The sequence below is a fragment of the Streptomyces sp. GESEQ-35 genome (assembly GCF_017948485.1).
In the GTDB taxonomy this organism is placed as follows: domain Bacteria; phylum Actinomycetota; class Actinomycetes; order Streptomycetales; family Streptomycetaceae; genus Streptomyces.
The window spans coordinates 138,621-161,183 of record NZ_JAFFSX010000018.1; the positions used below are offsets into that span (position 1 = coordinate 138,621).

The window sequence follows — 22,563 nt, forward strand, 5'->3', positions numbered from 1 at the left end:
CACCGCCGCGCTGTCCCTGGTGCCTAATGATGCTCCGGTCATGTCGGTAGCCCCCGTCGGGTGTGTGGTGGGTGCTGCCGCTCCTCAGCGCGTGCTCAGCGCCTGGTGCAGCAGCGGTATGGCCTGGACGGCCAGTTGGTCACGGATGCGCTGGACGAGGTTCTGCCACTGGCGGCTGAACCCCGGTTCTCGCTCCAGCACCTCCCACAGGTGGCCCAGCGACGGGTCCACGTGCGCGCTCGGCATCCACAGATGCAGTAGATGGTCGACGGCGGGGCGCAGGGCCAGGACGGCCGACGGGCCGTCCGCCGCACCCAGTCGGCTGTTCTCCAGCATGTGCACGACGGTCGTCAGGAGCCAGTCGTGCAGTGCGAGGTCCTCGCACAGACCCGCGGCCGTGGCGGCCGGGATCGTCTCCGGCAGCCGCAGCTCCATGGTCCGCAGCCCGTCCTCGGCCAGGGTGAAGCGTCGCAGCGAGGCCCCTTCGCCGTCGGTCGTCCGTCGCGCCACCCAACGCAGGTGTGTGCGGCGGGACTTGAAGGGAGCCTTGTTGTCGAGCAGGGGGTGGCGCACGAGTTGGGCCAGCAGATCCTCGGCGATCGCCCCGAGGTCGAGTTCGCCGCGCCCGGCACCGCGCAACACGCCTTCCAGCGTGGCCTGTTCGGGGAGTTTCCCGAAGGGCTCGACCAGGCCGGGACGTACGAGGTAGTGGCCCCAGGGGCGGCGTACGTCGGGGCCGACGGCCGGGGCGCTGAAGTACGCGCCGGCCTGGAGCAGCCGCCCCTCGGTGAGCGCCGCGCGGGAGATCACCGTGCCGACGGCCCGGACCTTGGCGCCGTTGGCGGTGGGCAGCCGGCAGTCGACACCGGTCAGGACCTCGGGGGAAAGGGCGTACAGATTGGGCCGCTCGGAGACCCGGACGTGTTCGTCGGCCCGCAGCCTGAGCAGCTGGGCGGCGGCCCGGCCGTCCAGCGCGTGGAAGGACGGCAGCAGACAGGTCCGCACCTCCCCGCAGGCGAGAACCGTACGCGCCGACCGTCCGGGGGCCGTCATCTCAAGTCCCCTCGGACAGCGAGGAGTCGATCGGCTCCTCGTAGAAGACGTAGGTGGCGCGCTGCGCGACCGCGGCCGGCACCGCCGCCCCTTCACCGGCGGACCGCTCGGCAACCTGCCGCAGGGCCCCGGAGTCGACGTCCGTCTGGTCGAGGATGAGCCGCACGGCGTCCTCGACGGCCACGAAACGGTTCGGCACGAGCGTGCAGGTGCGGTACGCGCTGAACGGCGTCGCGGAGTCGTTGAGCCTGAGCAGCGGCGGCAGCCGGTCCCAGTCGTGCGGGAAGTCCTCGCCGTCCCAGGGGCGCGGGGTGAGGACGGGCTCGCCCAGATGCCGTAGCAGACCCAGCCGGGCCAACTGCCATACGGCGGCCAGGAACGGGCACGACCACTGACGGCGGCCGTCCTTCTCCGACCACAGCTCGACGTCCATGAACACCGAGTGGTTGCGGGCCGCGGTCTCCTGGGGCGGCTGCCAGACCGTGACCTCGGCCAGGGCGTTGCGCGTGGTGGGCGTGCGCTGGCCGTTGGCGAGCCAGCCGGTGCGGCTGACCGGCGGACGGGAGCCATGGCTGCCCGGCGGCGGCGACTCGACGAGGCGGTGCATGACGGACTCGGCCAGCTCGATCCGGTCGGCGACCGCACAGCCCGACTCGCGGGCCAGGTAGTCGATGACCAGCCCGGCCTCCTCGGCCTCTTTCAGGATCAGCGGCACGAGTTCGGCCGGGGTGGAGAAGCGGGTGAAGTAGTCGTCGATGAGGAAGCAGGTGCTGATACGGGGCCGCTTGCCGCCGGTGCGGCGGGCGGCGGAGGCGCGCGCGGCCTCCACCCAGATCCGTACCTCGTCGAAGTGCCGGCGCAGCCGCTCGGGGCCCGCCGCGAAGTCCTCCATGTAGAGGTGGCCCAGCTCCAGGGAGAGGTGGGACAACGGCACGGACTGGGTGCGGGGATCCGCGGTGGTCTCCCGGAACACGGCTTCGGTCACGCCTGCTCCCAGAACTTGTCGTCGGTGAGCCGGCCGGCCAGTTGGCTCAGCGCCTGCCAGGTCTCCATGTTGGCGATCTGGCTGTCGAGCACGTCCTCGTCGGTGATGAGCTGCTCCCGCCACTGGAGGACCGGCTCCAGCGGCACCGAGCCGAGTACCTGGCTCCAGCCGATGCCGTGGCTGGAGGCGAGCTGCTTGAGATCGCGGTCGCACTCACGCATCCACGCCGACTGGGTGGCGGACACCTGCGACCACAGCGCCGATTCGGGATCGGGTACGGCGGCCCGGACGAAGCGGATGGCACGGCGCAGCGCGTCCTCGTCATGGCCGCGGGCGACACCGCCGGCGACGATGCCGCGCTTGCCGAAGACGAGACTCGCGGCGGCCGCCACATGCTGGCGGGTCCAGCGGTGGAAGACCAGCCAGCGGGCGTCGACGCCGCTCATCTCGCGCTGTGCGGTGGCCTCCAGGGCCATGTCCACGGCGTAGCTGCGGCCGGCGCTGAGGTCGACGACGATCAGATCGAACTCGTGGTAGAGCTTCAGCAGCAGATCGACGCAGCGGCTCAGGTTCTCGTCGCTGGTGGCGAACTCGCCGCCGCTGAGGTCGCCCGGCATCAGCACCAGCCGGCCGGATCCGGGCGGCCGGGTGCGCAGCACCCGGTGCTCGGTGTCCGACCAGACGTCTATCCGGACCGGCTCGCTGATCTCGCCGACCAGATAGGAGTGCAGACCGCGCTCCTCGGCGGCCTGGCGGGCGTCGGGCACGTCGAAGACGGCCGACGCGGTCGGCGAGCCGAAGTCGAAGTCCAGGTAGCAGACGTCGTCCCCGCCCAGCGCCCGGTGGTAGGCGAGGTTGGCGCTGGTCACGGAGCGGCCCGTGCCTCCCTTGTCGGAGGCCGCGAAGATCAGCACAGTGTCACACTCCCTGGGCCGCGGCTTCGCGGGCCCGGGCGAGGGAGTCGAGCTGGCCCAGCACGTCGAGCGTCAACGAGTAGGCCGTACCTGGCTGTTCGTCCACGAGAGTGCGGGCGCGGCGCAACTTGACCTCGATGTTCCTGAGTTGCATGCCGTGCTTGCCGTCGTCCTTGGGCGCCGGTTCCATCTGCTCGTTGCCGAGGAGATGGGCGGACTCACTGAGTAACGCCCTTGTCAGCTCGGTCAGTTCGAGGCTGCGGATCGGCGGCTGCCGGTACATGTCGTGGACCTGGACCATCACCTCGACGACCCGCTCGGTGATCGCCCAGGACACCGGCCCCTCGTGGGGCTGCGATTCGGGATACACGGCGAACACGTTGTCCCAGAGACCGACGCCCTCGCCGTCGCGGATACGGCGCCGCCACATATGGCCGAAGATGTTCTCGGCCAGCCGCAGCAGCCGGTCGTGCGAACTCAGGTTGCGGGAGAGCGTGCACAGTTGAATGGTCCGCTTCAGCAGCTGTGCCGAGAAGTCGGTCATCTTCCAGTGCATGGGCGGCCCGATCCGTTCGCTGCCCTGCAACGGCAGGGTGACGCCCGGATTGTGCAGCCGGATCACCGGGTCGTCGCGCGTCATACGGCTGGTGATACGGCCGCGTTCGGCGAGGCGCTCCATGACGGCGACCGTGCGGGTCAGGTCGTCGTCGGTGGCCCGGCGCCGCATCAGGTCGTGGACGAGGATGGCGGCGACGGAGAGGGAGAAGTACTCCGACTCCAGCTTCTGTCCCGTCGTACGCCAGGGAATGTCCTCCAGGGGCCAGCGTTCGCCGTCGAAGCGGGCGATGCGTGACCAGAACTGCTGGGTGATCTCCCAGCGCAGTCGCAGCGCCTCGGCGAGCTTCTGCTGTTCGGTGTTGAGCAGGCCCAGGGTGAGGGTGCGGTCGGAGAACAGGTCCTGGATGCCGTCCAGGGCGACGGTGGTGAAGTACAGATACGGCACCGGGTCGGCGACGCCGGCGGGCTGTGGCCCGATGGGCTCGTCGGTCTCGATCTCGGGCGCGTCCCGCACCAGGCCCCATGCCCAGCCGCATTCGAAGAACTGGCTCTCGTCCCTGAGGGCTTCCTCGACATCGACACCGAGGACGAAGCTCTCGGCGATCGCGGCGCGCAGGGGACGGAAGCGGTTCTGGAATTTCTGGAGTACGTGCCGCTGCGACAACCGCCCTTGGCCGAGGAGTTCGGTGAGCGTACGGCCCTGCGAGGAGTCGGTGTCGAAGACGTTGACGGTGAAGGAGCGCAGCAGGCTCACCATGGCGGCGGTGAGCCGGTTGCTGGTGGCCGCCCGCAGTTCCGCGATCGTCTCCTGGATGTCACTGCGCCGCGTCTTGGTCGCATAGACCTTGAGGAAGCCGAGCGTGGCCAGGCAGAGACTGATCGACATCGAGAACGAGTCGACCACGCCGAGTTCACGCTGTTCCTCGGTGAGGTCCGTGGTCTCCTCGGGGGACCCGAAGTAGTAACCACCGGAGAAGGTGGGCCTCTTGTCCTCGCCGGTGTGGGTGCGCATGAACTCGGCGGCGGCCATGACGATGTTGGCCGGAATGTCCAGCCGGCCGCCGGCCTTCTTCAGCGCCTGTTGGATGTCTTCCTGTGTGGTGTCCGGATCGTCCAGCCGGAACGCGGGGATCTCCGTGGCCGGATAGAGCAGGCAGAGCAGACGCTCCGCGTCCGCGACGCTGCTTTCCCGGCCCCATTTGCCCCAGGCCCAATCTCCGCCCTCGAAGGAGTTCCGAGCGACTGCCTGCCAGATGTCCAGCAGATGCTGGCGTGGCTTGATCTGCATCCCATGCCCCTCGCACAGACCGCACTGCCATCACTTGAGGAAAAAGCCCTCTTCTGTTGTGAAGATTCAGAGATCAGCGACCGGAATATCCTGATCCGATTTCCGCCGCCAGCCATAGGCGACGATCATTCCCGTATATCCGTTGCGCACAGCGGCCGAGGATTTGAGACGTACGACCTTGAAGTCCTCGGCGAACGACTCAAGACTCGCATGCACTTCGGATTCTCCCACGTCACACGCGGGGAAGAAATGCTCACCCGCGTGATATCCCTTCGAATGTTCCATGAAGGCGGCGGCGAAGGGGGCACCGGGAGCGAGCGCGCTCATGAAGGCCTCGACGCCCAGCCGGAACTCCTGGTGGGAGGCGGTCATCGACTCGGCGACGAAGAACATGGTCCCCACGGACCACCGTCCCCGGTGCCGCTCCAGGTGGAAGATATTGCCCTGCTCGACCCCGACGACCTTGCGGAACTTCTCGCGCGGGGCCATCTCGAGGGAGCCGTACGCCTCATGCTCGCACAGGGCGTTCCAGAACTGGTCCCAGTTCTCGTCGTAGGACTCGACCTGGCTCGCGAGGTACGAGACGTTCGCGGGCGAGCGCTCGAAGAGGGTGATCTCGTCGCACCACGGCAGCATGGCGAGTGCGGGATACAGATTTGCGCCGGCGCCCACATCGATGCCGGAAACCGGGCCGACGGCCTGCTTCCGGAAATGATCGGCGAAATGATCTCTGACCAGGTGGAGGATCTCCGCGTCCTCTGACTGTAAGACGCTGTAGTTGTGCTCCACGTAGGCGTCCGGGTCGAATGCACCCCAGGAGACTTCAGCGTTCTTCAACCGGGTCAAAGCGCCCCCCGACGGTCTCAAGGTCATCCTCTTACGGTACCAAAGGAAGGCGCACTGGGAGCGCGTCGAGGCATACACAACACGCGCACTTGAACATCCCGATAGCCCTGCTCAAGATGGGCGGATCTCGGCTGAACACCTGAAACGGCGGGCAACAGGTGCTCACTCGCATGAGTGACTCCAATCCATTACATAGGGGGCGGACGATGGCTCTACCGGAGGAACGTTTCCCTTTTCTGAGTGGCCGTTCTGACCAGGCATTCTTCGCCGACCGCGCCGACCGACCGCTCACCACGCGAGGCGTCACCGAGGCGGACCTGCCCGAACTCCTCCGCGTGGACAGGGAGGTCTTCCCCGACGAGCCGTACCCGTATTTCGTCCTCCGCCAGCACTACGACGTGCACGGCGACGGCATCTTCGTTCTCGACGACGGGGAGAGCCTCCAGGGCTACGTCCTGTTCGCCACCACCTCGGACGGTGGCGTGTGCTGGGTACTGAGCCTGGCCGTCGCCCCCGGCCAGCGGGGCCGTGGCCTGGGCCGCCGGCTGATGCTGGAGGTGCTGCGCCAGTTACGCGGGGAGGCCGTCCACGAGGTCCGCCTGACGGTGGAACCGGCCAACGCGGCGGCGATCATGCTGTACCGGTCGCTGGGCTTCTGGTCCGAGGAGGGGGTGCGCAGGGACCATCTCGGGCCCGGCGAGGACCGGATCGTCATGCGGATGGGGCTGTGAGCCCGGGGGGAACCCTGACGTCGGTCCTGGGGTAATCCCCAGTACCAAGTGGGTTGTTGCCCGGATGTGACGGCTCGTCAAGATCCGTCAGGCTCGATGACATGAAGCCGATGACCAAGAGCCTCGCCCTGATCGCCGCCGCCTCCGGCATCGTGTTCGGCGTCATGACGCCCCTCACCGCGTCCGCCACGAACGACGTGTCCACGCCGCTGAAGTGGACCAAGTGCAAGGGCAGCGGCCTCGATCCGCGGCAGCAGTGCGCGACGGTCGAGGTGCCGATGGACTACGCCGACCCGGACGGACCGACGATCGACGTCGCCGTCTCCCGTATCCCCAGCGAGCAGCCGTCCGCCCGTCGCGGCGCCCTGCTGCTGATCCCCGGCGGACCCGGCAACACCAGCATCGACGACCCGTCGGGCAAGGGCCAGAAGCTGCCGCGGAAGGTGCGCGACACCTACGACCTGATCGGGTTCGCCCCGCGCGGGCTGGCCCCGTCCACCTCCGCCGGCTGCGGCCTCGACCACGCCGACCTCGCCCTCTCGGCGACCCGGCCCTGGCCCGCCCCCGACGGCTCCATCACCGAGAACCTGGTCACCGCGGAGCGCATCGCGAACACCTGCGCACGCAATGGCGGCGAGCTGCTCCAGCACATCAGCACCGCCAACGAGGCCCGCGACCTGGACCGTATCCGGGCCGCGCTCGGCGAGCGGAAGATCTCCGCCTGGGGCGTCTCGTACGGCACGTATGTCGGCGCCGTCTACAACGAACTGTTCCCGCACCGCACCGACCGGATCGTGCTGGACAGCAATGACAACCCCGACCCCGTCAAGGTCCAGCGCACCTGGCTGGCCGCGTACGAGCGGGGCGTCGAGGACGTGTTCCCCGAGTTCGCCAAGTGGGCTTCCGCGCCCGGCAATCCGGACCGGATCGCCAGGACCCCGGCCGGGGTGCGGGCGGACTTCCTGAGCCTGGCCGCCCGCCTCGACCGCGAGCCGATCCCCTGGCCCGGCGCCAACCCGCCCGTGCTGAGCGGCAACGAGCTGCGCCAGGCGATGCTGAACGCCCTGTACGACACGGACGACTTCCCCGGCCTTGCCCAGCTGATCCTGGCCGCCCGGAAGGGGACCGTGCCGCCCGCGCCGCCGTCCCCGCCGGAGGAGGAGTTGCAGAACCTCGCCGCTGTCGCCATCGGGACCATCTGCAACGACGCCGACTGGCCGGCCTCCGCCGACGCCTACCGCAAGGACGTGGCGAAGAGCCGGGCCGCGCACCCGCTGACCGCCGGCATGCCCCGGAACGCGATGGTCTGCGCCGCCTGGCCGTACGAGCAGCGCGAGGCGCCGGTACGGATCACCGACCGAGGCCCGTCCAACGTCCTCCTCGTGCAGAACGAACGGGATGTGGCGACCCCGCTCACCGGCGCCCTGAAGCTGCGCGCGGCACTCGGCAAGCGGGCGGTGATGGTCGTCAACGACGCCACGGGACACGGGGCTTATCTGGACGACGGCACGGCGTGCGGCGACGCCGTGGTCTCCCGGTTCCTGGCGACCGGGGAGCGGCCGAGCCGGGACACCTACTGCGATTAGGCGGCCTGGCGATGTCGGCGGCGGTTCGACCGCGCCCCAAAGGGGCGCGGGGAACTGCGCGACCAGCCACGACGGACCCGCAGCCGATCCACGGCATATCGCGGCACTACCAATCGCGGCACTTCCAGCGGAGCGCCACCGCGTGGAACGCCTCCTTCGGCTCCCAGTGCCAGTCCGAGTTCGGGTCGCCCGGACGGTCCTTGACCGGCTTCGTGACGGCGTACGACGCCAAGTCGATGTCGTAGCGAGGGTTGTCCGGGCGGTGCTCGGCGTCCGCGGTGACGAACTCGAAGGCCATCGCCGCGTACAGGCCCATCGACTCGAAGACGTCCAGCAGCTCGACCAGGTAGTCGGCCTGGGTGCGCTCGCTGCGGACCAGGTCGCCCTTGATCTCCGGTGGGGTCTTGTCGTAGTCGACGATGCCCCAGCCCATGCCGCCCGCCTCGGGAGCACCGACGTACGTGCACGTCCCGAACTCGGTGATGGCGAGGGGCTTTCCCCAGCGCAGGTACCGCTTCAACTCCCGTACGTAGTCCGCGCTGTTGGGATGGGACGAGTAGTAGTCGATGCCGACGACGTCGAAGAGGTTCCAGTCGACCTTGTCGTCCTGTGCGGCGGCGTAGGACAGGCGGCCGTGGAAGACGGAGCGGCCGACGGCGGCGGCCTTGGCGGTGAAGCGGTCGAGGCGGCGCTGCATCTGCGCCCAGTCGACGGTGCCGTTCTGGAGGTTCTCGATGCGCTCCAGAACGTTCTCGCCGGGCACGATCCCCGGCACGAACAGCCAGAACTCGCAGCCCACGCTGAAGTCGACACTCGCGCCCTGCCGGCGCAGCCCCTCCGCGTGCCGGCCGGTCTGAGCGATGTGGTCGAGGATGTCCCGCTCGGGTGCGTCCCCGAGGGTGGGCTGGAGCCAGACGTGCAGCCCGCGTTCGGCTGCCTCGGTGGCGGTCGCGTTGAGGCGTTCGACACCGTCGCCGGTGACGTCGACGGTGTCCGCGTGCAGGTCGTCGCGGATGACGCGGATGTCCCTGCGCATCCGGGCGGCGCTGAAGGCCGTACCCGGGGTCTCCCCCGCGCCGACGGTGTAGACGACGCCCCGGCGCCGCAGCCCACGGTGGCTCGTCGTCGCCTCCGCCGCCCGTGCGCCGGTGGCCGGCAGCAGCGCCCCCGCGACTCCGACGGCCGCGGCCCCGGCGAGGAACCGCGCCCTGCTGATCCCCTTCTTGGTGTTCTCCATGCCCTCACTGTGGCGAGCGGGGAACCGCGTGTCCGTCGCCCGAAGGTCTACGGCACGGCAACCAAGGTATGAGGTCCTGCGTCGATCACAGGAGAGATCGTTGACGGAGTACGACCGAAGGAGAGCCCGACCGTGAAGTTCGAGCCGCGCCGCCGCACGGTGCTCGCGACCGCCGCCGCAACCGTCGTGGCCACGGCCGCGCCGGCCGCCGCCACCGCGGACACCGAGGTCACCGCCCGACTGCGCGCGCTGGAGGAGCAGCACGGCGCCCGTCTGGGCGTGTTCGCCCACAACCTCTCCTCGAAGCGCACCGTCCGCCACCGCGCCGACGAACGCTTCCCCGTCTGCTCCGTCTTCAAGACCCTGGCCGCCGCGGCCGTACTGCGCGACCTGGACCGGCACGGCGAGGTGCTCGCCCGCCGCATCCACTACACCGAGGCCGACCTGGTCGACGGCTCCGACAGGACCAGGGAGCACCTGGCCGAGGGCATGACGATCGCCGAACTCGCGGACGTGGCGATCCGCTACAGCGACAACACCGCGGGCAACCTGCTCCTGCGCGAGCTGGGCGGCCCCACGGCGATCACCCGCTTCGCCCGCTCCCTCGGCGACCGGGTGACCCGCCTGGACCGCTGGGAGACGGAACTGAACTCGGCCGAACCGTGGCGGGTGACGGACACGACAAGCCCGTACGCGATCGGCCGCACCTACGCCCACCTGGTCCTCGGCGACGCCCTGAACCGCACGGACCGGCAGCTCCTCACCCACTGGCTGCTGAACAACACCACCAGCGGCGCCCGCTTCCGCGCCGGTCTGCCCAAGACCTGGACGATCGCCGACAAGACGGGTTCCGGTTCCTACGGCACGGTCAACAACGTCGGCATCGCCTGGACCGAGAACGGCACCCCTCTCGTCCTCGCCGTCCTCGCCACCAAGCCGGCCCAGGACGCCGCGTGGGACAACGCCCTGGTCGCGGAGACGGCTGCGGTGCTTGCACAGGCCGTTGGCTGAGCCCGGCGAGCCACCGGGATACAACGGCCGCGTCAACCCGGGCAACCGAATCCTTCGTACCGGTGGTCTGGAGGGCGAGGGGGTGCTCGATGCAGGCCGAACAAGAGGACCGGTTCCAGGAATTCGTCAGAGCGAGGTGGTCCCATCTCGTGCGGACCGCCTATCTGCTCACGGGCGATGCACACCACGCCGAGGACCTGACGCAGACGGCGCTGGCGAAGGCGTACCGCTCCTGGCGGCGGGTCTCGCGCAGCGACAACCCGGAGGCGTACGTCCGCCGGATGCTGGTCACCTGCAACAGCGACCGCTTCCGCAAGCGGCGTGTCAAGGAGGCGCTGACCGACGCGCTGCCGGATGTGGCGGGGCGTGATGAGGCGTACTCCCTGGCCGACGAGCGCCGCACGCTGCTCGGCGCGCTGGCCGAACTGCCGCCCAGGCAGCGGGCGGTGGTCGTCATGCGCTACTGGGAGGACCTGTCCGAGGCGGAGGTCGCCGAGATGCTCGGCTGCTCTCCCGGCACGGTCAAGAGCCAGGCGTCCAAGGCGCTGGCGAAGCTGCGTACGTATCCGGGGCTCGCGCAAGTCATGCAGGGAGAGACCAGGTGAACGAGGAACAAGGACAAGAACCGGGCGCCGACCAGGACTTCGAGGAGCAGTTGCGCGAACTGCTCGCCGAGGACGCGTACACCATCCGGCCCTCGCCCGCGCCCTACCCGTCGATCCGTCGCCGGGGCGCGGTCGAGCGCAGGCGCCGGGTGACGGTGGCGGGGGTGGCGCTGGCGACGCTGGCCGCCGTGCCCGCGGGGGCCATCGCGGTCACCGGCGGAGGCTCGGAGGCGGACACGGCGACTCCGACGCCGTCGGTCAGTGCCACGCGGCAGACCATTCCCACTCCCACTCCGACGCCGAGCGGACCGGAGGGACCCGCCACGCCCGGGCAGTTGCTCGACGGGCTCACGCTCGGGAAGGCCGCGTCCTGGCTGGAGGACTGCATCGACTACGACCGGAGCCACGGCTCCATGGATGGCTCCGCCCTGGGCGACGCCGCCGACTACCGGATCCTCCTCGGGATGAGGAGCACCGGGGACAGCAACTCCCCCGGCGACGGCTTCTACATCGTCGCCGTGAAGGAGAAGCAGACACCGGCCAAGGTGATCTGCCACATCACGGACGGCGAGGCGTCCGGGATCTCGTCCAGCGTCGGTGAGGACCCGCCGCTCCCTGACGCCGGCCCCGTGCAGATCGACGTCAACGACTACAAGCTCTACCAGCAGTCCATCCTCGACAAAGGCAGCTGGAAGCTCCCCTTCCGCTGGGGCAGCATCGGCAAGGCCGACTCGAACGTGACCAAGGTGACCGTCACCTACGGCGGCAGGACCAGCCAGGCGGTCCTGGACCACGGCTGGTTCGTCGCCTCCGGAATCCTCACCACGCAGATCACCCGGAACCCGCACGTCAAGGGCTACGACGCCGAAGGCCGACTCGTCTACGACTCCGACAACGACCAGAGCTACATCCAGACGCCGCCGTAGCACGAACCACAACCGAGCAGGGGGCGCCGCACAGGGGACGGCGCCCCCTTCACGGTGCGGGCGCGCAGCACGGCCCGTCGGCCCACCGCCACCTGACGGAGCCTCACCCCACCCCGCGTGACTCCTGCGCCGAGCGCGACTCGATCCCGCGGAAGTGGACCGCCATCGCGCGCTGCGCGCCCTCGACGTCCCGGGCGCGCAGTGCGCTGACGATGTCGCGGTGGCGGCGGACGGTCACCTCGGGTGCCGGGTCGTCGGTCCAGCCGCGGGCGCGGGCGACGCGCCGGAACACCGTCCAGAAGGCGCCGAGGAGTTGCGGCACGAGCGCGTTGCCCAGGGACGCGTAGAGCAGTTCGTGGAACTCGCCGTCGAGTTCGGCGACGTCGTGCCCGGCGCGGCCCGCCTCCTCCATCCGGTCGACCGCGACCTCCAGCCGGTCCAGCTCCGCCTCGGTGAGCAGCACGGCGACCCGGCTGATCAGCCCCTCCTCCAGCACCTCGCGCACCTGGAGGATCTCGGCGAGCGCGTCGGTGTCGTCCTCGTGCCGGGCCAGCGTGCGGAAGGTCAGGCCGTCGATCAGCGGGGTCAACGAGGCGTGTCCGACGTACGTCCCGAAACCGTGCCTGATCTCCACGATGTCGAGCGCCTGGAGCGCCTTGAGCGCCTCGCGGACGGAGTTGCGGCTGATGCCGAGGTCCGCCATGAGCTCGGTCTCGGTGGGCAGCGACTCACCGACCCGGAGCTTGCGGTCGAGGATCAGCTGCACGACCTGGCGCTGTATCCGACTGTTCCTGGTCTCCCCGGACATGCGCCGCATCGTACGCGCCCGGGACGTCCCACGTCCCATGTCTGACGGATGTGAGAGGTGACGATCCGTCAATCCACGTGTTTCGTGCCGCCATTGGTCCGACCTCTGGCATATACGCCATTCGTGTGCGTTCCCTTGACCGCCCTCACAGCCCCTCCTATGGTCGCGCTGACTACAGGACGTAGGACGTCGTATCTCTTCATATCTTCCGCCCGTCCTCTCGTATCTCCACCCTCATCCCGCTGGAGGAACCGTGCGCGACGTGACCGACGACATGCCGGCGCTGCATCGCCGGACGTTCCTGAAGTACACCGGCGCGCTCGGCGCGTCCGCCGCTGTCACCGCGTCGTTGTCGGCCTGTTCGTCGGGACCGGAGTCGACCAATGACACCGGCGGCAGCGGCAAGGACCGCACGCTGACCGCGGTGATCGGCTACGGCAACGACGGCAGCTGGGATCCCACACAGACCGCGTCGGCGTTCTGCATGGCCGCCAACAACCACATCTACGAAGGGCTGCTCGACACCGACCCGATCTCCCGCGAGCCGTACGCGGCGCTCGCCACGCAGGTGCCGGGCGACCCGAACAGCACGTCCTGGAAGTTCACGCTGCGGGCCGGGGCCACGTTCCACGACGGGAAGCCGGTCACCGCCGACGACGTGGTGTTCGTCTTCGACCGGATCCTCGACCCGGACACCCAGACCCTCGCCAAGGGGTTCTTCGCGAGCTGGCTGAAGGAAGTCCGCAAGCTCGACGCGCAGAACGTCGAGGTGGTGCTCAAGTTCCCCTTCCGGGAAGGGATTTCGCGGCTCACCCTCGCCAAGATCATGCCGAAGCACGTGTTCTCCCGGCCCGGCGCCTGGGACGACGCGATCAAGGGCACGGCGATCGGCTCGGGACCGTACCGGCAGACCGCGCACCACCCGAAGTCCAACACCACCTTCGAGGCGTACGCCGACTACAACGGCCCGCGCCGGCCCGCCTTCCAGAAGATGAACTGGCTGACGATCGTGGACGCCGCCCCGCGCGTCGCCCGGATCTCCGGGGCCAGCGCGGGCGCGCAGATCGCCGACAACATCCCGTACGCCAACATCGGGCAGCTCAAGGGCGGCGGGCTCACGGTCGCGGGCGGCGCCGGGATGAACAACCTGTTCCTGATGTTCAACACCAAGCACAAGCCGTTCGACGACGTCCGCGTACGGCAGGCGCTGCACTACGCCATCGACACCGAGAAGATGGTCGAGGTGGCGCTGAAGGGCCACGGCACGCCGTCGTCGTCCTTCCTCAACGAGAACAACCCGAGCTACCGGCGCGCGAAGACCGTCTACGACTACGACCCCGACAAGGCGAAGGCGCTCCTGAAGGAGGCCGGGGTCAGCGGGCTGAAGGTCGACATCCTTGCGGTGAACGTCAGTTGGATCGTGGACTGTCTGCCGACCATCAAGGCGTCCTGGGACGCGATCGGCGTGAAGACGACCCTCAATCCGCAGGAGACCACGGCCGTCTTCACCAAGATGGACCAGAAGCAGGACTACCAGGTCGTCGCCGCCGCCTCGAACCCCAACCAGTTCGGCCTCGACGCCGATCTGATCATGCATTACAACTACGGGCCCACCAACCTGTGGATGGGGTACACGCGCTGGGCCGGCAACGCGGTCGCCAAGAAGCTCTTCAAGGACATGGACGCGGCGACCCAGGAGCCGGACCCGGACCGGAAGAAGACGATGATCCAGGACTACGTCGACGTCGTCGCCGAACAGGCCGTGCTCTACCCGGTCGTCCACAACGAGCTGATGACCGCCTGGGATCCGACGGCACTCGCCGGGATAAGGGCACAGCCGTACCCGGGAATCAACCTGCTTCAGGCCAAGTGGGTCTAACCACCCCCAGTTGTACGGGAGTTGATCCGTGGTCACCATCGCCAGGATCCTGGCCCGCCGTGTCGCCCTGCTCGTCCCGCTGATGCTCGGCATCGTGCTGTTCGTGTTCCTGGTGATGCGGTTCTCGGACGTCGACCCGGCGTCCGCGTTCTTCCAGGGCGCCAATCCGACGCCCGGGCAACTGCACGACTTCCGTGAGGAGAACGGCCTGCTCGACCCGCTCCCGGTGCGCTACGTCGACTTCGTCGGCGCCCTGCTCCACGGCGACATGGGCACCAGCGCACTGACCCGGGCGCCGGTGATCGACCAGGTCATGACCGCACTGCCGCTCACCCTCCAGCTCACCTTCCTGGGCCTGGGCATCGCGGTGGTGCTGTCCCTCATCGGCGGTGTGACCGCGGCGATCTACCGGGACCGGCTGCCGGACCAGATCATCCGGGTCGTGTCGCTGACCGGCGTCGCGGCGCCCGGCTTCTGGCTGGCGCTGCTGATGATCCAGTACCTGGCGGTCGACCTGGGCTGGTTCCCGACCGGCGGCTACATCAACCCGGCGGACTCCTTCACGGGCTGGCTGAAGACCATGACCCTTCCCGCGCTCGCCCTGTCCCTGCCGGTCGCGGCCCAACTCACGCGCATCGTCAGGACATCCGTCGTCGAGGAGCTGGACAAGGACTACGTCCGGACGGCGATCGGCAGCGGACTGCCGCCACACGTGGTGGTCGGCCGGAACGTCCTGCGCAACGCGCTCATCAACCCGCTCACGGTGCTCGGTCTGCGCGTCGGCTATCTGCTCGGCGGCGCGGTGGTCATCGAGACGATCTTCTCGCTGCCCGGCATGGGCAAGCTGATGATCGACGCCGTGAAGAACGGCGACCCGGCCGTCGTGCAGGGCGTCGTCCTGACGACGGCGACGGGCTTCGTGATCGTCAACCTCGTCATCGACGTCCTCTACCTGCTGGTCAACCCGCGACTGAGGGAAGCCGCCTGATGTTCACCCGCAAGGGGCTCACCGAAGCCCTCTCGCGACCCGGCATCCGGCTGCGCGGCTGGCGTCGGCTGCCGCTGCTGTCGAAGATCGCCGTCTGCTTCCTGGCCGTCGTCGTCCTGGTGGCCGTGTTCGCGCCGCTGCTCGCGCCCGACGACCCGCTCGACCAGCAGCCGCCCATCGACGGCACCGGGCACCCGTCCGTCGAGCACTGGATGGGCCAGGACAGCCTCGGCCGGGACATCATGAGCCGGCTGATGTACGGCGCCCGCTGGTCCCTCGCCATCGGCCTCGGCGCGACCGCGCTCGCGCTTCTCGTGGGCGCGGTCATCGGCGCGGTGGCGGCGACCTCCCGCAAGGGCGTCGACGAGACGCTGATGCGCTGCCTGGACGTGGTGATGGCGTTCCCGGGCATCGCGCTGGCCGCCGTACTGGTGGCCGTGTTCGGCGGCGGGATCACGGTCCTCATCTGTGCGATCGCGTTCCTGTTCACGCCGCCGATGGCGCGGGTCGTACGGGCCAACGTCCTCGACCAGTACGGCGAGGACTATGTGACGGCCGAGCGGGTGATCGGCGCCCGTACGCCGCACATCGTCTGGCGGCACGTGGCCATCAACTGTGCCGCTCCCGTCCTGGTGTTCTGCACGGTCCAGGTCGCCGAGGCCATCGTCTTCGAGGCGTCGCTGTCCTTCATCGGCGCGGGCGTACGGCCGCCGGACCCGTCGTGGGGCAGCGTCATCGCGGACGGCAAGAACATGGTGCTGACCGGCGGCTGGTGGGCGACCGTCTTCCCCGGGCTGCTGATGCTGGTGACCGTGCTGTCGCTGAACATCCTGTCCGAGGGCGTCTCGGACGCGTGGGCGGCCCCGTCGGCGCGGGATGTGGAGGTCCGCGACGAGGACGACCGGCTGGAGGCGCCGGAGCCCGGGAGCGGTGAGGTCCTCCAGCTGCCGGGGCTGACCGAGGCGGCGGCGCGACTGCGGGCGCGGGCCCGTCCGCTGCCCGGCGGCGCCCAACCGATGCTGGCCGTGGAGAACCTGGCCATCGGCTTCGAGGCCCGGCACCAGGGCGTGGACATCGTCGACGGGATCAGCTTCGAGGTGCAGCCCGGTGAAGTCCTCGGCCTGGTGGGCGAGTCGGGCTGCGGCAAGTCACTGACCGCGCTGACGGTGATGGGCCTCGAACCGAAGGGGGCCCGGGTACGTGGACAGGTCCGTTTCCACCAGCGGGACCTGCTCGCCGAGCCGATGCGGGTCCGCCGCAAGCTGCTCGGCCATGAGATGGCGATGATCTACCAGGACGCGCTGTCGTCCCTGAACCCGGCGATGACGATCCGCTCCCAGCTCAAACAGGTCGTACGACGCGGCGGCCACCGCAGTCCCCAGGAACTGCTGACGATGGTCGGCCTCGACCCCGACCGCACCCTGCGCAGTTACCCGCACGAGCTCTCCGGCGGCCAGCGCCAGCGCGTCCTCATCGCCATGGCCCTGTCCCGCGACCCGAAACTGATCGTCGCCGACGAGCCGACGACCGCGCTCGACGTGACCGTGCAGGCACAGATCATGGAGCTGCTGCTCGGGCTGCGGGAGGAGCTGGGCTTCGCGCTGATCCTCGTCTCGCACGACCTCGCGCTGGTCGCCGACATCACCGACCGGGTGGTCGTGATGTACGGCGGACAGATCGTGGAGACGGGCGTGACCGCGGACCTGGTGGAGGCACCGGCCCACCACTACACACGCGGGCTGCTCGGCAGCGTGCTCTCCCTGGAATCGGCGGCCGAGAGGATGACGCAGGTCAAGGGTGCCGTGCCCTCCCCCGCGGACTTCCCGGCGGGCTGCCGGTTCGCCGACCGGTGTCCACGGGCGAGCGAGACCTGCCGCACGACGGCTCCCGTTCTGACCGGCACGCGCACGCATACGGCGGCCTGCCACCACCCCGCCATCGACCTGGTGAACGCGGAGGTCGTCCAGTGAACGCACTCGTGGAGCTGTCCGGCACCCACGTCGTCCACAAGGCCCGCAGCGGTGGGCTGTTCACCCGGGACCGGGTGTACGCCCTGACCGGCGCCGACCTCACCATCGCGCCCGGCGAGACGGTCGGCGTCGTCGGCGAGTCCGGCTGCGGCAAGTCGACGCTGGCGAAGGTACTGGTGGGCGTGGTGCGACCGACGTCCGGCACGGTGTCCTTCCGGGGCCGTGACCTGTGGAGCATGACGCCCGCCGAACGCCGGGCGGCGGTCGGCCGCAACACCGGCATGATCTTCCAGGACCCGTCCACCGCACTCAACCGGCGTCTGACGATCCGCCAGATCCTGCGGGACCCGATGGATGTGCACCGGCAGGGCACCGCGAAGGAACGGGACGCACGCGTACGGGAGTTGATGTCCCTGGTCGGCCTGCCGAAGGCGCTGACCGACGCGCTCCCCGGCCAGCTCTCCGGCGGCCAGCGCCAACGCGTCGCCATCGCGAGGGCGCTGGCCCTCGACCCCGATCTCGTGGTCGCGGACGAGCCCACCAGCGCCCTCGACGTCTCGGTCCGCGCCCAGATCCTCAATCTGCTGCTCGACCTGAAGGAGCGCCTGGGACTCGCCCTGGTCTTCGTCTCGCACGACATCCAGACGGTACGGCGGATGAGCGACCGTGTGATCACGATGTACCTGGGCCGGATCGTGGAGGAGGCTCCGGCCGACCTGGTGACGGACGACTCCCGGCACCCGTACACCCGTGCCCTGTTCTCGGCGACCCCCGGCCTGCTGCACCCGATCGACCCGATCCCGCTGGTCGGGCCGGTGCCGTCGGCGACACACCCGCCCAGTGGCTGCCCCTTCCGCACCCGGTGCTGGAAGGCGGACGAGGAGTGCGCCGACACGATGCCCGAATTTTCCGTTGCGTCCACTCCTGTGCACCGCTTCCGGTGTCACCATCCAGTGGAGGAGGGCCGACCGACCCGCGACCTCGTGGGTCAGGCTGCCGTACCGGAAGAGCACCAGGAGCCGACATGAACTTCCCCACCCCGAACGGCAGAAAGTGGCTGTCCGGTGTCGTCCCGCCCGTCTGCACGCCCCTGACACCGGACCGTGAGGTGGACGTCCCCTCGCTGCTCAGGCTGGTCGATCATCTGGTCGACGGCGGGGTGGACGGGCTGTTCGTGCTCGGGTCGTCCTCGGAGGCCGCGTTTCTGACGGACGGGCAGCGCAGGCTGGTCGTGGAGTCGGTGGCGGCGCATGTGGGCGGACGGCTGCCGCTGCTGGCCGGGGTGATCGACATGACGACACCGCGGGTGCTGGACCATGTGGCCCAGGTGACGGCGGCGGGCGCGGACGCGGTCGTCGCGACGGCGCCCTTCTACGCCCGCACCCACCCGACGGAGATCGCCCTCCACTTCCGGCGGATCGCCGCGGCCTCCCCTGTGCCCGTCGTCGCGTACGACATCCCGTCGGCCGTCCACACGAAACTCCCCGCGGACCTGGTCCTGGAGCTGGCCGCCGAGGGAGTGCTGGCCGCGCTCAAGGACTCCAGCGGTGACCTGGGCGGCTTCCGCGCCGTCGTGACCGGCGCCCGCACCCACCCCGGCATCACCGGCTTCAGCGTGCTGACCGGCTCCGAGCTGATCGTCGACGCGGCGCTCGCGCTCGGCGCCGACGGGGCCGTACCCGGGCTCGCCAACGTCGACCCGCACGGATACGTCCGCGTCGACCGGCTCTGCCGCGCGGGCGACTGGGACCGGGCCCGGGCCGAGCAGGAACGGCTGTGCGCCCTGTTCGGCCTGGTGGGCGTGGGCGACCCGGCCCGGATGAGCGGCAGCTCGTCGGGCCTCGGCGCGTTCAAGGCCGCGTTGCACCTGCGGGGCGTGATCGACTGCCCGGCGACGGCGGAACCGCAGGTGCCGCTGTCGGCGGACGAGGTGGAGCGCGTGGGGAAGCATCTCGCTGCGGCGGGGTTGCTTTGAGCTCCGCGGTGGGTCGTCTGTCGTCTGCGGCGCCGTGGGGGCTGGTCGCGCAGTTCCCCGCGCCCCTTTGGGGCGCTGTGGAACCGCTCGTCTAGAGCCCGCTGACCGGAAGTCGGCGGAACTCGATCGTCTCGTACGTCCCGCTCGTTCCCGTCTCGTACAGGATCCCGACCGTGGCCCCGCTCACCTGCACCAGGTCGGAGTAGGCGGCCCGGCGGGTGTCGAGGGTGCGGGCCTTCCGGAAGGTCTTGCCGGCGTCCGTGCTGCGCCAGATCGCCATCGACTGGCGGACGGTGGGCACGGACGGGCCGGAGAACAGCAGTGGGCCGCCGGACACCTGGAGGACGCTGCCCTCCACCACCGGCACGTCGTTGAGGGTGTGCTGCACCCGGTAGAGGCGGTCCAGCTTCTGGGCGCCGCTGCTCGAATAGCTGTCCAGGCGGTTGCCGGTGCTCGTGCCGTTCTGGTCCCGGGAGTTGAAGTAGAGGCGGCCGTCGGGGAGCTGGGTGGCGGTGGATTCGTTGGCGTTGTTGTAGCCGTTGTAGGTGGTGTCGACGAAGCCCAGGTTCCAGGTCTGGCCGCCGTTGTCGCTGTAGAGGGCGTGGGCGCCGTAGTACTTGGGCTCCTGGCCGGTGTCGGTGGAGCCGGCGGGCGGGGCCGTCGAGTGGTTGGCGGGGACCACCAGCCGTCCGGTGTGGGGGCCGCGGGTCAGGGCGACGGCATGGCCCGGTCCGGTCGCGTACCAGCGCCAGTTCGAGGGCTTGACCCGGGCGGTGACATCGCGCGGCGCCGTGAAGCTGAGGCCGTCGTCCCAGCTGCGCTGCACGAACACCCGGCGGCTCTGTGCGGGCGTGACCTCGCCCCGCATGATCTGACTTTCCGTCACATCCCCGCTGTTGTAGGAGGTGAGCAGGACGACCGCGTCGGCGCGGGGGTCGAACACGGGCGCCGGGTTGCCCCGGGTGTCCCCGTTCCCGGCGGCGACGACCCTGAGCGGGCCCCAGGTGCAGCCGCCGTCGGCGGAGCGGCGCAGGACGACATCGATGTTCCCGGTGTCCCCGGCGCCGTCGCGTCTGCCCTCGGCGAAGGCGAGGATCGTGCCCTTGCGGGTCTTGACGGTGGCGGGGATGCGGTAGGTGTCGTAGCCGCCCTTCCCGGAGACGTACGGCAGCGAGGAGGTGCAGGCGGCTGCCGAGGCGGCCGTGGGCGCGGTGAGCGGACTGAGGAGGAGTGCTGCGGTGACGAGGAGGGTGCGGCTCAGGAGTGTCATCACTCTCCCTGACGGATCGTCGGATGCTGTCCGTCACATGGTCCCCGGTGTGACCATCCCCGACTCGTACGCCACGATGACCAATTGCGCCCGGTCTCTCGCCCCCAGCTTCCCCATGATCCGGCTGACGTGGGTCTTCGCCGTCAGCGGGCTCAGGCCCAACGCCTCGGCGATCTCGGTGTTGTTGAGCCCGCGCGCGACGAGCGTGAGCACCTCCCGCTCGCGTTCGGAAAGGCATTCGGGTCCGACCTCCGCCGGCGGGGCCGAAGGGCTGCGCAGGAGTCGCTCGATCAGCCGTGCCGTGGGCCCCGGCGACAGCAGCGCCTCCCCGGCCGCCACCGTGCGGATCGCGTCCAGCAGTTCGGCCGGACGGGTGTCCTTGACCAGAAAGCCGGAGGCGCCGGCGCGCAGCGCGTCGACGATGTGCTCGTCGGTGTCGTAGGTGGTGAGGACGAGGACCTTCACCCCGGCGAGGTCCTCGTCCGCCGCGATGAGCCGCGTCGCCTCGATGCCGTCCAGGTCGGGCATGCGGATGTCCATCACGACGAGGTCGGCGCGTTCGCTGCGGGCCAGCCGCACGGCCTCGCGACCGGTGCCCGCCTGGCCGACGACCTCCATGTCGCGGGCCGACTCGACGAGCATGGCGAACGCGGCGCGGACGAGGGTCTGGTCGTCCGCGAGCAGCACTCGGATGGTCATCCGGTCCCTTCCAGGGTGGTCATGGGCAGTACGGCGGCCACCTCGAAGCCGCCCTGTGACCGCGGTCCGGCGTCGAGGGTGCCGCCCACGCTGCGGGCCCGCTCCCGCATGCCGACGATCCCGAAGCCGGGCTGTGCGGCACCCGGGGACCCGGTGCCGTCGTCGGTGACCGCGAGGTACAGGGCGCCTTCCTTCTCGTACAGGTCGAGGCGTACGGCCGGTTCGGGCCCGGCGTGCCGTACGACGTTGGTCAGCGCCTCCTGGACGATGCGGTAGACGGCGGCGCCGACGGCGGGCGGGGCCTGCCGTATCCGTACCGTCTGCTCCACCCGCGCGCCCGCCAGCCGGGCGGTCTGCACGAGGTCGGGCACACCGTCGAGGCCGGGCAGCGGGCCGCGGGCGTCGGGCGAGCCGTGCTCCCGCAGCACCTCCAGGGTCGTACGCAGCTCGCCGCGCGCGGTGCGGCAGGTGCCGGCGATGTCGTCGAGGGCCTTGGCGACCGTCTCCCGGTCGAGGCGTTCGGGGTCGGCGGCCAGGACGTGCGCGGCGACGGAGGTCTGCACGCCGATGAGGGTGATGCTGTGCGCGAGCAGGTCGTGCAGGTCCCGGGCGATGCGCAGGCGTTCCTCGGCGACGCGGCGGCGGGCCTCCTCCTCGCGGGTGCGTTCGGCCCGTTCGGCGCGTTCGACGATGGCGCGGACGTACTGGCGGTAGAAGCGGACGTCGATGCCGAGGAAGAGGACGGCGATGATCCAGCCGGAGATCCGCAGGAGCTCCACCACCCCGTCGGGGTTGGTGAGGGCGTTGATGATCAGCGTCACGCCGAGGATCGTGGTGCCGGTGAGCAGCGTACGGCGCACCGTGCCGGTCGCCGCGATCGTGTACAGCACCACCATGGTCGCCGGAATAGGCGCGGAGTGGTTGTTGTCGAGGGCGTGGTACAGCGCGACGCAGGGCATCGCCACGAGCAGGACCAGCACAGGGCGGCGCCGCCGCCACACGAGCGGCACATGCGCGGCGAGGAGCAGGGTCCAGCCGAGCGCGTCGGGCCGCAGCCCGTCGTTGACGAGCAGGGCGAGGGCCGTCGCGACGACGGCGAGCGCCCCGGCCAGCAGCGCGTCGTTGCGCATGCCGTGCGGGGCGGTGCGGGGGTCGCGGTTGATCGCCGCCATGACCCGCTCGCCGAGGCGGGGAGGTGCCGTGGTGGGTGTCTGCACAGGGTCATCTTCCGTGC

The 22,563-nt window shown here is 69.9% G+C and carries 20 protein-coding genes; 10 read left to right on the top strand and 10 right to left on the bottom strand.

Annotated features, from left to right (window positions below; genetic code table 11):
- Positions 1–84: 84 nt before the first annotated feature.
- The 5 genes from KCH87_RS30205 to KCH87_RS30225 form a co-directional block, all read right to left on the bottom strand.
- Positions 85–1,053: an SCO2521 family protein gene (locus KCH87_RS30205; RefSeq protein ID WP_210589500.1), complete on the bottom strand. Its 969-nt coding sequence runs from the start codon at positions 1,051–1,053 to the stop codon at positions 85–87.
- Between the two features lies 1 nt (position 1,054).
- Positions 1,055–2,038 (bottom strand): SCO2522 family protein, encoded by a 984-nt coding sequence (locus KCH87_RS30210; RefSeq protein WP_210589502.1) that lies wholly within the window; start codon positions 2,036–2,038, stop codon positions 1,055–1,057.
- Positions 2,035–2,952 carry an SCO2523 family variant P-loop protein gene (locus tag KCH87_RS30215; RefSeq protein ID WP_210589504.1) on the bottom strand — a complete coding sequence of 306 codons (918 nt, stop codon included), beginning with the start codon at positions 2,950–2,952 and terminating at the stop codon, positions 2,035–2,037. The genes KCH87_RS30210 and KCH87_RS30215 overlap by 4 nt, the downstream gene beginning before the upstream one ends.
- 4 nt (positions 2,953–2,956) lie before the next feature.
- Positions 2,957–4,798 carry an SCO2524 family protein gene (locus tag KCH87_RS30220; RefSeq protein ID WP_210589506.1) on the bottom strand — a complete coding sequence of 614 codons (1,842 nt, stop codon included), beginning with the start codon at positions 4,796–4,798 and terminating at the stop codon, positions 2,957–2,959.
- A 66-nt stretch (positions 4,799–4,864) separates the two neighbouring features.
- The gene (locus tag KCH87_RS30225) at positions 4,865–5,671 is read right to left on the bottom strand and encodes an SCO2525 family SAM-dependent methyltransferase (RefSeq protein WP_210589508.1); all 807 of its coding nucleotides are present in this window, start codon (positions 5,669–5,671) and stop codon (positions 4,865–4,867) included.
- Between the two features lie 179 nt (positions 5,672–5,850).
- On the opposite strand from KCH87_RS30225, the gene KCH87_RS30230 reads away from it, so the two are divergent.
- Entirely contained in the window at positions 5,851–6,375 is a 525-nt protein-coding gene (locus tag KCH87_RS30230; RefSeq protein ID WP_210589511.1) for a GNAT family N-acetyltransferase, read from the top strand.
- Positions 6,376–6,476: 101 nt separating this feature from the next.
- The gene (locus KCH87_RS30235; protein ID WP_210589514.1) at positions 6,477–7,961 is read left to right on the top strand and encodes an alpha/beta hydrolase; all 1,485 of its coding nucleotides are present in this window, start codon (positions 6,477–6,479) and stop codon (positions 7,959–7,961) included.
- Positions 7,962–8,067: 106 nt separating this feature from the next.
- Here KCH87_RS30235 and KCH87_RS30240 read toward each other — a convergent pair whose 3' ends face one another.
- Positions 8,068–9,198: an abortive phage infection protein gene (locus tag KCH87_RS30240; RefSeq protein WP_210589516.1), complete on the bottom strand. Its 1,131-nt coding sequence runs from the start codon at positions 9,196–9,198 to the stop codon at positions 8,068–8,070.
- A 132-nt stretch (positions 9,199–9,330) separates the two neighbouring features.
- Between KCH87_RS30240 and bla the strand changes: the two genes are divergently transcribed.
- The 3 genes from bla to KCH87_RS30255 all read left to right on the top strand — a co-directional run bounded on the left by bla (position 9,331) and on the right by KCH87_RS30255 (position 11,740).
- Positions 9,331–10,209 carry a class A beta-lactamase gene (gene bla, locus KCH87_RS30245; protein ID WP_210589518.1) on the top strand — a complete coding sequence of 293 codons (879 nt, stop codon included), beginning with the start codon at positions 9,331–9,333 and terminating at the stop codon, positions 10,207–10,209.
- Positions 10,210–10,298: 89 nt separating this feature from the next.
- Positions 10,299–10,814: a SigE family RNA polymerase sigma factor gene (locus KCH87_RS30250; RefSeq protein WP_210589521.1), complete on the top strand. Its 516-nt coding sequence runs from the start codon at positions 10,299–10,301 to the stop codon at positions 10,812–10,814.
- A complete protein-coding gene (locus tag KCH87_RS30255; RefSeq protein ID WP_210589524.1) occupies positions 10,811–11,740 on the top strand; it encodes a hypothetical protein in 930 nt (309 codons plus the stop codon). The genes KCH87_RS30250 and KCH87_RS30255 overlap by 4 nt, the downstream gene beginning before the upstream one ends.
- A 103-nt stretch (positions 11,741–11,843) precedes the next feature.
- Here KCH87_RS30255 and KCH87_RS30260 read toward each other — a convergent pair whose 3' ends face one another.
- On the bottom strand, positions 11,844–12,557 hold the full coding sequence (locus KCH87_RS30260) for a FadR/GntR family transcriptional regulator (protein ID WP_210589678.1): 714 nt from the start codon (positions 12,555–12,557) through the stop codon (positions 11,844–11,846).
- Positions 12,558–12,801: 244 nt separating this feature from the next.
- Here KCH87_RS30260 and KCH87_RS30265 point away from each other — a divergent pair, with 244 nt between their 5' ends.
- Genes KCH87_RS30265 through KCH87_RS30285 form a run of 5 tightly spaced genes read left to right on the top strand, consistent with a single transcriptional unit; the run spans position 12,802 to position 19,360 of the window.
- Positions 12,802–14,427: an ABC transporter substrate-binding protein gene (locus tag KCH87_RS30265; protein ID WP_210589527.1), complete on the top strand. Its 1,626-nt coding sequence runs from the start codon at positions 12,802–12,804 to the stop codon at positions 14,425–14,427.
- A 28-nt stretch (positions 14,428–14,455) separates the two neighbouring features.
- Positions 14,456–15,415 carry an ABC transporter permease gene (locus KCH87_RS30270; protein ID WP_210589530.1) on the top strand — a complete coding sequence of 320 codons (960 nt, stop codon included), beginning with the start codon at positions 14,456–14,458 and terminating at the stop codon, positions 15,413–15,415.
- Positions 15,415–17,385, top strand: a complete 1,971-nt coding sequence (locus tag KCH87_RS30275; protein WP_210589533.1) for a dipeptide/oligopeptide/nickel ABC transporter permease/ATP-binding protein — start codon at positions 15,415–15,417, stop codon at positions 17,383–17,385. The genes KCH87_RS30270 and KCH87_RS30275 overlap by 1 nt, the downstream gene beginning before the upstream one ends.
- Positions 17,382–18,413, top strand: a complete 1,032-nt coding sequence (locus KCH87_RS30280; protein ID WP_210589535.1) for an ABC transporter ATP-binding protein — start codon at positions 17,382–17,384, stop codon at positions 18,411–18,413. Before KCH87_RS30275 ends, KCH87_RS30280 begins: the two co-directional genes overlap by 4 nt.
- Positions 18,410–19,360, top strand: a complete 951-nt coding sequence (locus tag KCH87_RS30285; protein ID WP_210589538.1) for a dihydrodipicolinate synthase family protein — start codon at positions 18,410–18,412, stop codon at positions 19,358–19,360. Before KCH87_RS30280 ends, KCH87_RS30285 begins: the two co-directional genes overlap by 4 nt.
- 91 nt (positions 19,361–19,451) lie before the next feature.
- Here KCH87_RS30285 and KCH87_RS30290 read toward each other — a convergent pair whose 3' ends face one another.
- From KCH87_RS30290 to KCH87_RS30300, 3 genes are read right to left on the bottom strand one after another with little or no spacing between them, the layout of a single operon-like run.
- Positions 19,452–20,630, bottom strand: coding sequence for an exo-alpha-sialidase (locus KCH87_RS30290; protein ID WP_210589540.1), 1,179 nt, complete (start codon positions 20,628–20,630; stop codon positions 19,452–19,454).
- Positions 20,631–20,663: 33 nt separating this feature from the next.
- A complete protein-coding gene (locus KCH87_RS30295; protein WP_210589542.1) occupies positions 20,664–21,329 on the bottom strand; it encodes a response regulator transcription factor in 666 nt (221 codons plus the stop codon).
- On the bottom strand, positions 21,326–22,501 hold the full coding sequence (locus tag KCH87_RS30300) for a sensor histidine kinase (protein WP_210589684.1): 1,176 nt from the start codon (positions 22,499–22,501) through the stop codon (positions 21,326–21,328). Before KCH87_RS30300 ends, KCH87_RS30295 begins: the two co-directional genes overlap by 4 nt.
- Between the last annotated feature and the right edge of the window lie 62 nt (positions 22,502–22,563).

Coding starts and splice junctions, on each gene's coding strand:
- KCH87_RS30275 (WP_210589533.1), top strand. CDS start 15,415: ATGTTCACCCGCAAGGGGCTCACCGAAGCCCTCTCGCGACCCGGCATC.
- KCH87_RS30235 (WP_210589514.1), top strand. CDS start 6,477: ATGAAGCCGATGACCAAGAGCCTCGCCCTGATCGCCGCCGCCTCCGGC.
- KCH87_RS30225 (WP_210589508.1), bottom strand. CDS start 5,671: ATGACCTTGAGACCGTCGGGGGGCGCTTTGACCCGGTTGAAGAACGCT.
- KCH87_RS30285 (WP_210589538.1), top strand. CDS start 18,410: ATGAACTTCCCCACCCCGAACGGCAGAAAGTGGCTGTCCGGTGTCGTC.
- KCH87_RS30260 (WP_210589678.1), bottom strand. CDS start 12,557: ATGCGGCGCATGTCCGGGGAGACCAGGAACAGTCGGATACAGCGCCAG.
- KCH87_RS30290 (WP_210589540.1), bottom strand. CDS start 20,630: ATGACACTCCTGAGCCGCACCCTCCTCGTCACCGCAGCACTCCTCCTC.
- KCH87_RS30220 (WP_210589506.1), bottom strand. CDS start 4,798: ATGCAGATCAAGCCACGCCAGCATCTGCTGGACATCTGGCAGGCAGTC.
- KCH87_RS30300 (WP_210589684.1), bottom strand. CDS start 22,501: ATGGCGGCGATCAACCGCGACCCCCGCACCGCCCCGCACGGCATGCGC.
- KCH87_RS30240 (WP_210589516.1), bottom strand. CDS start 9,198: ATGGAGAACACCAAGAAGGGGATCAGCAGGGCGCGGTTCCTCGCCGGG.
- KCH87_RS30230 (WP_210589511.1), top strand. CDS start 5,851: ATGGCTCTACCGGAGGAACGTTTCCCTTTTCTGAGTGGCCGTTCTGAC.
- KCH87_RS30205 (WP_210589500.1), bottom strand. CDS start 1,053: ATGACGGCCCCCGGACGGTCGGCGCGTACGGTTCTCGCCTGCGGGGAG.
- KCH87_RS30250 (WP_210589521.1), top strand. CDS start 10,299: ATGCAGGCCGAACAAGAGGACCGGTTCCAGGAATTCGTCAGAGCGAGG.
- KCH87_RS30295 (WP_210589542.1), bottom strand. CDS start 21,329: ATGACCATCCGAGTGCTGCTCGCGGACGACCAGACCCTCGTCCGCGCC.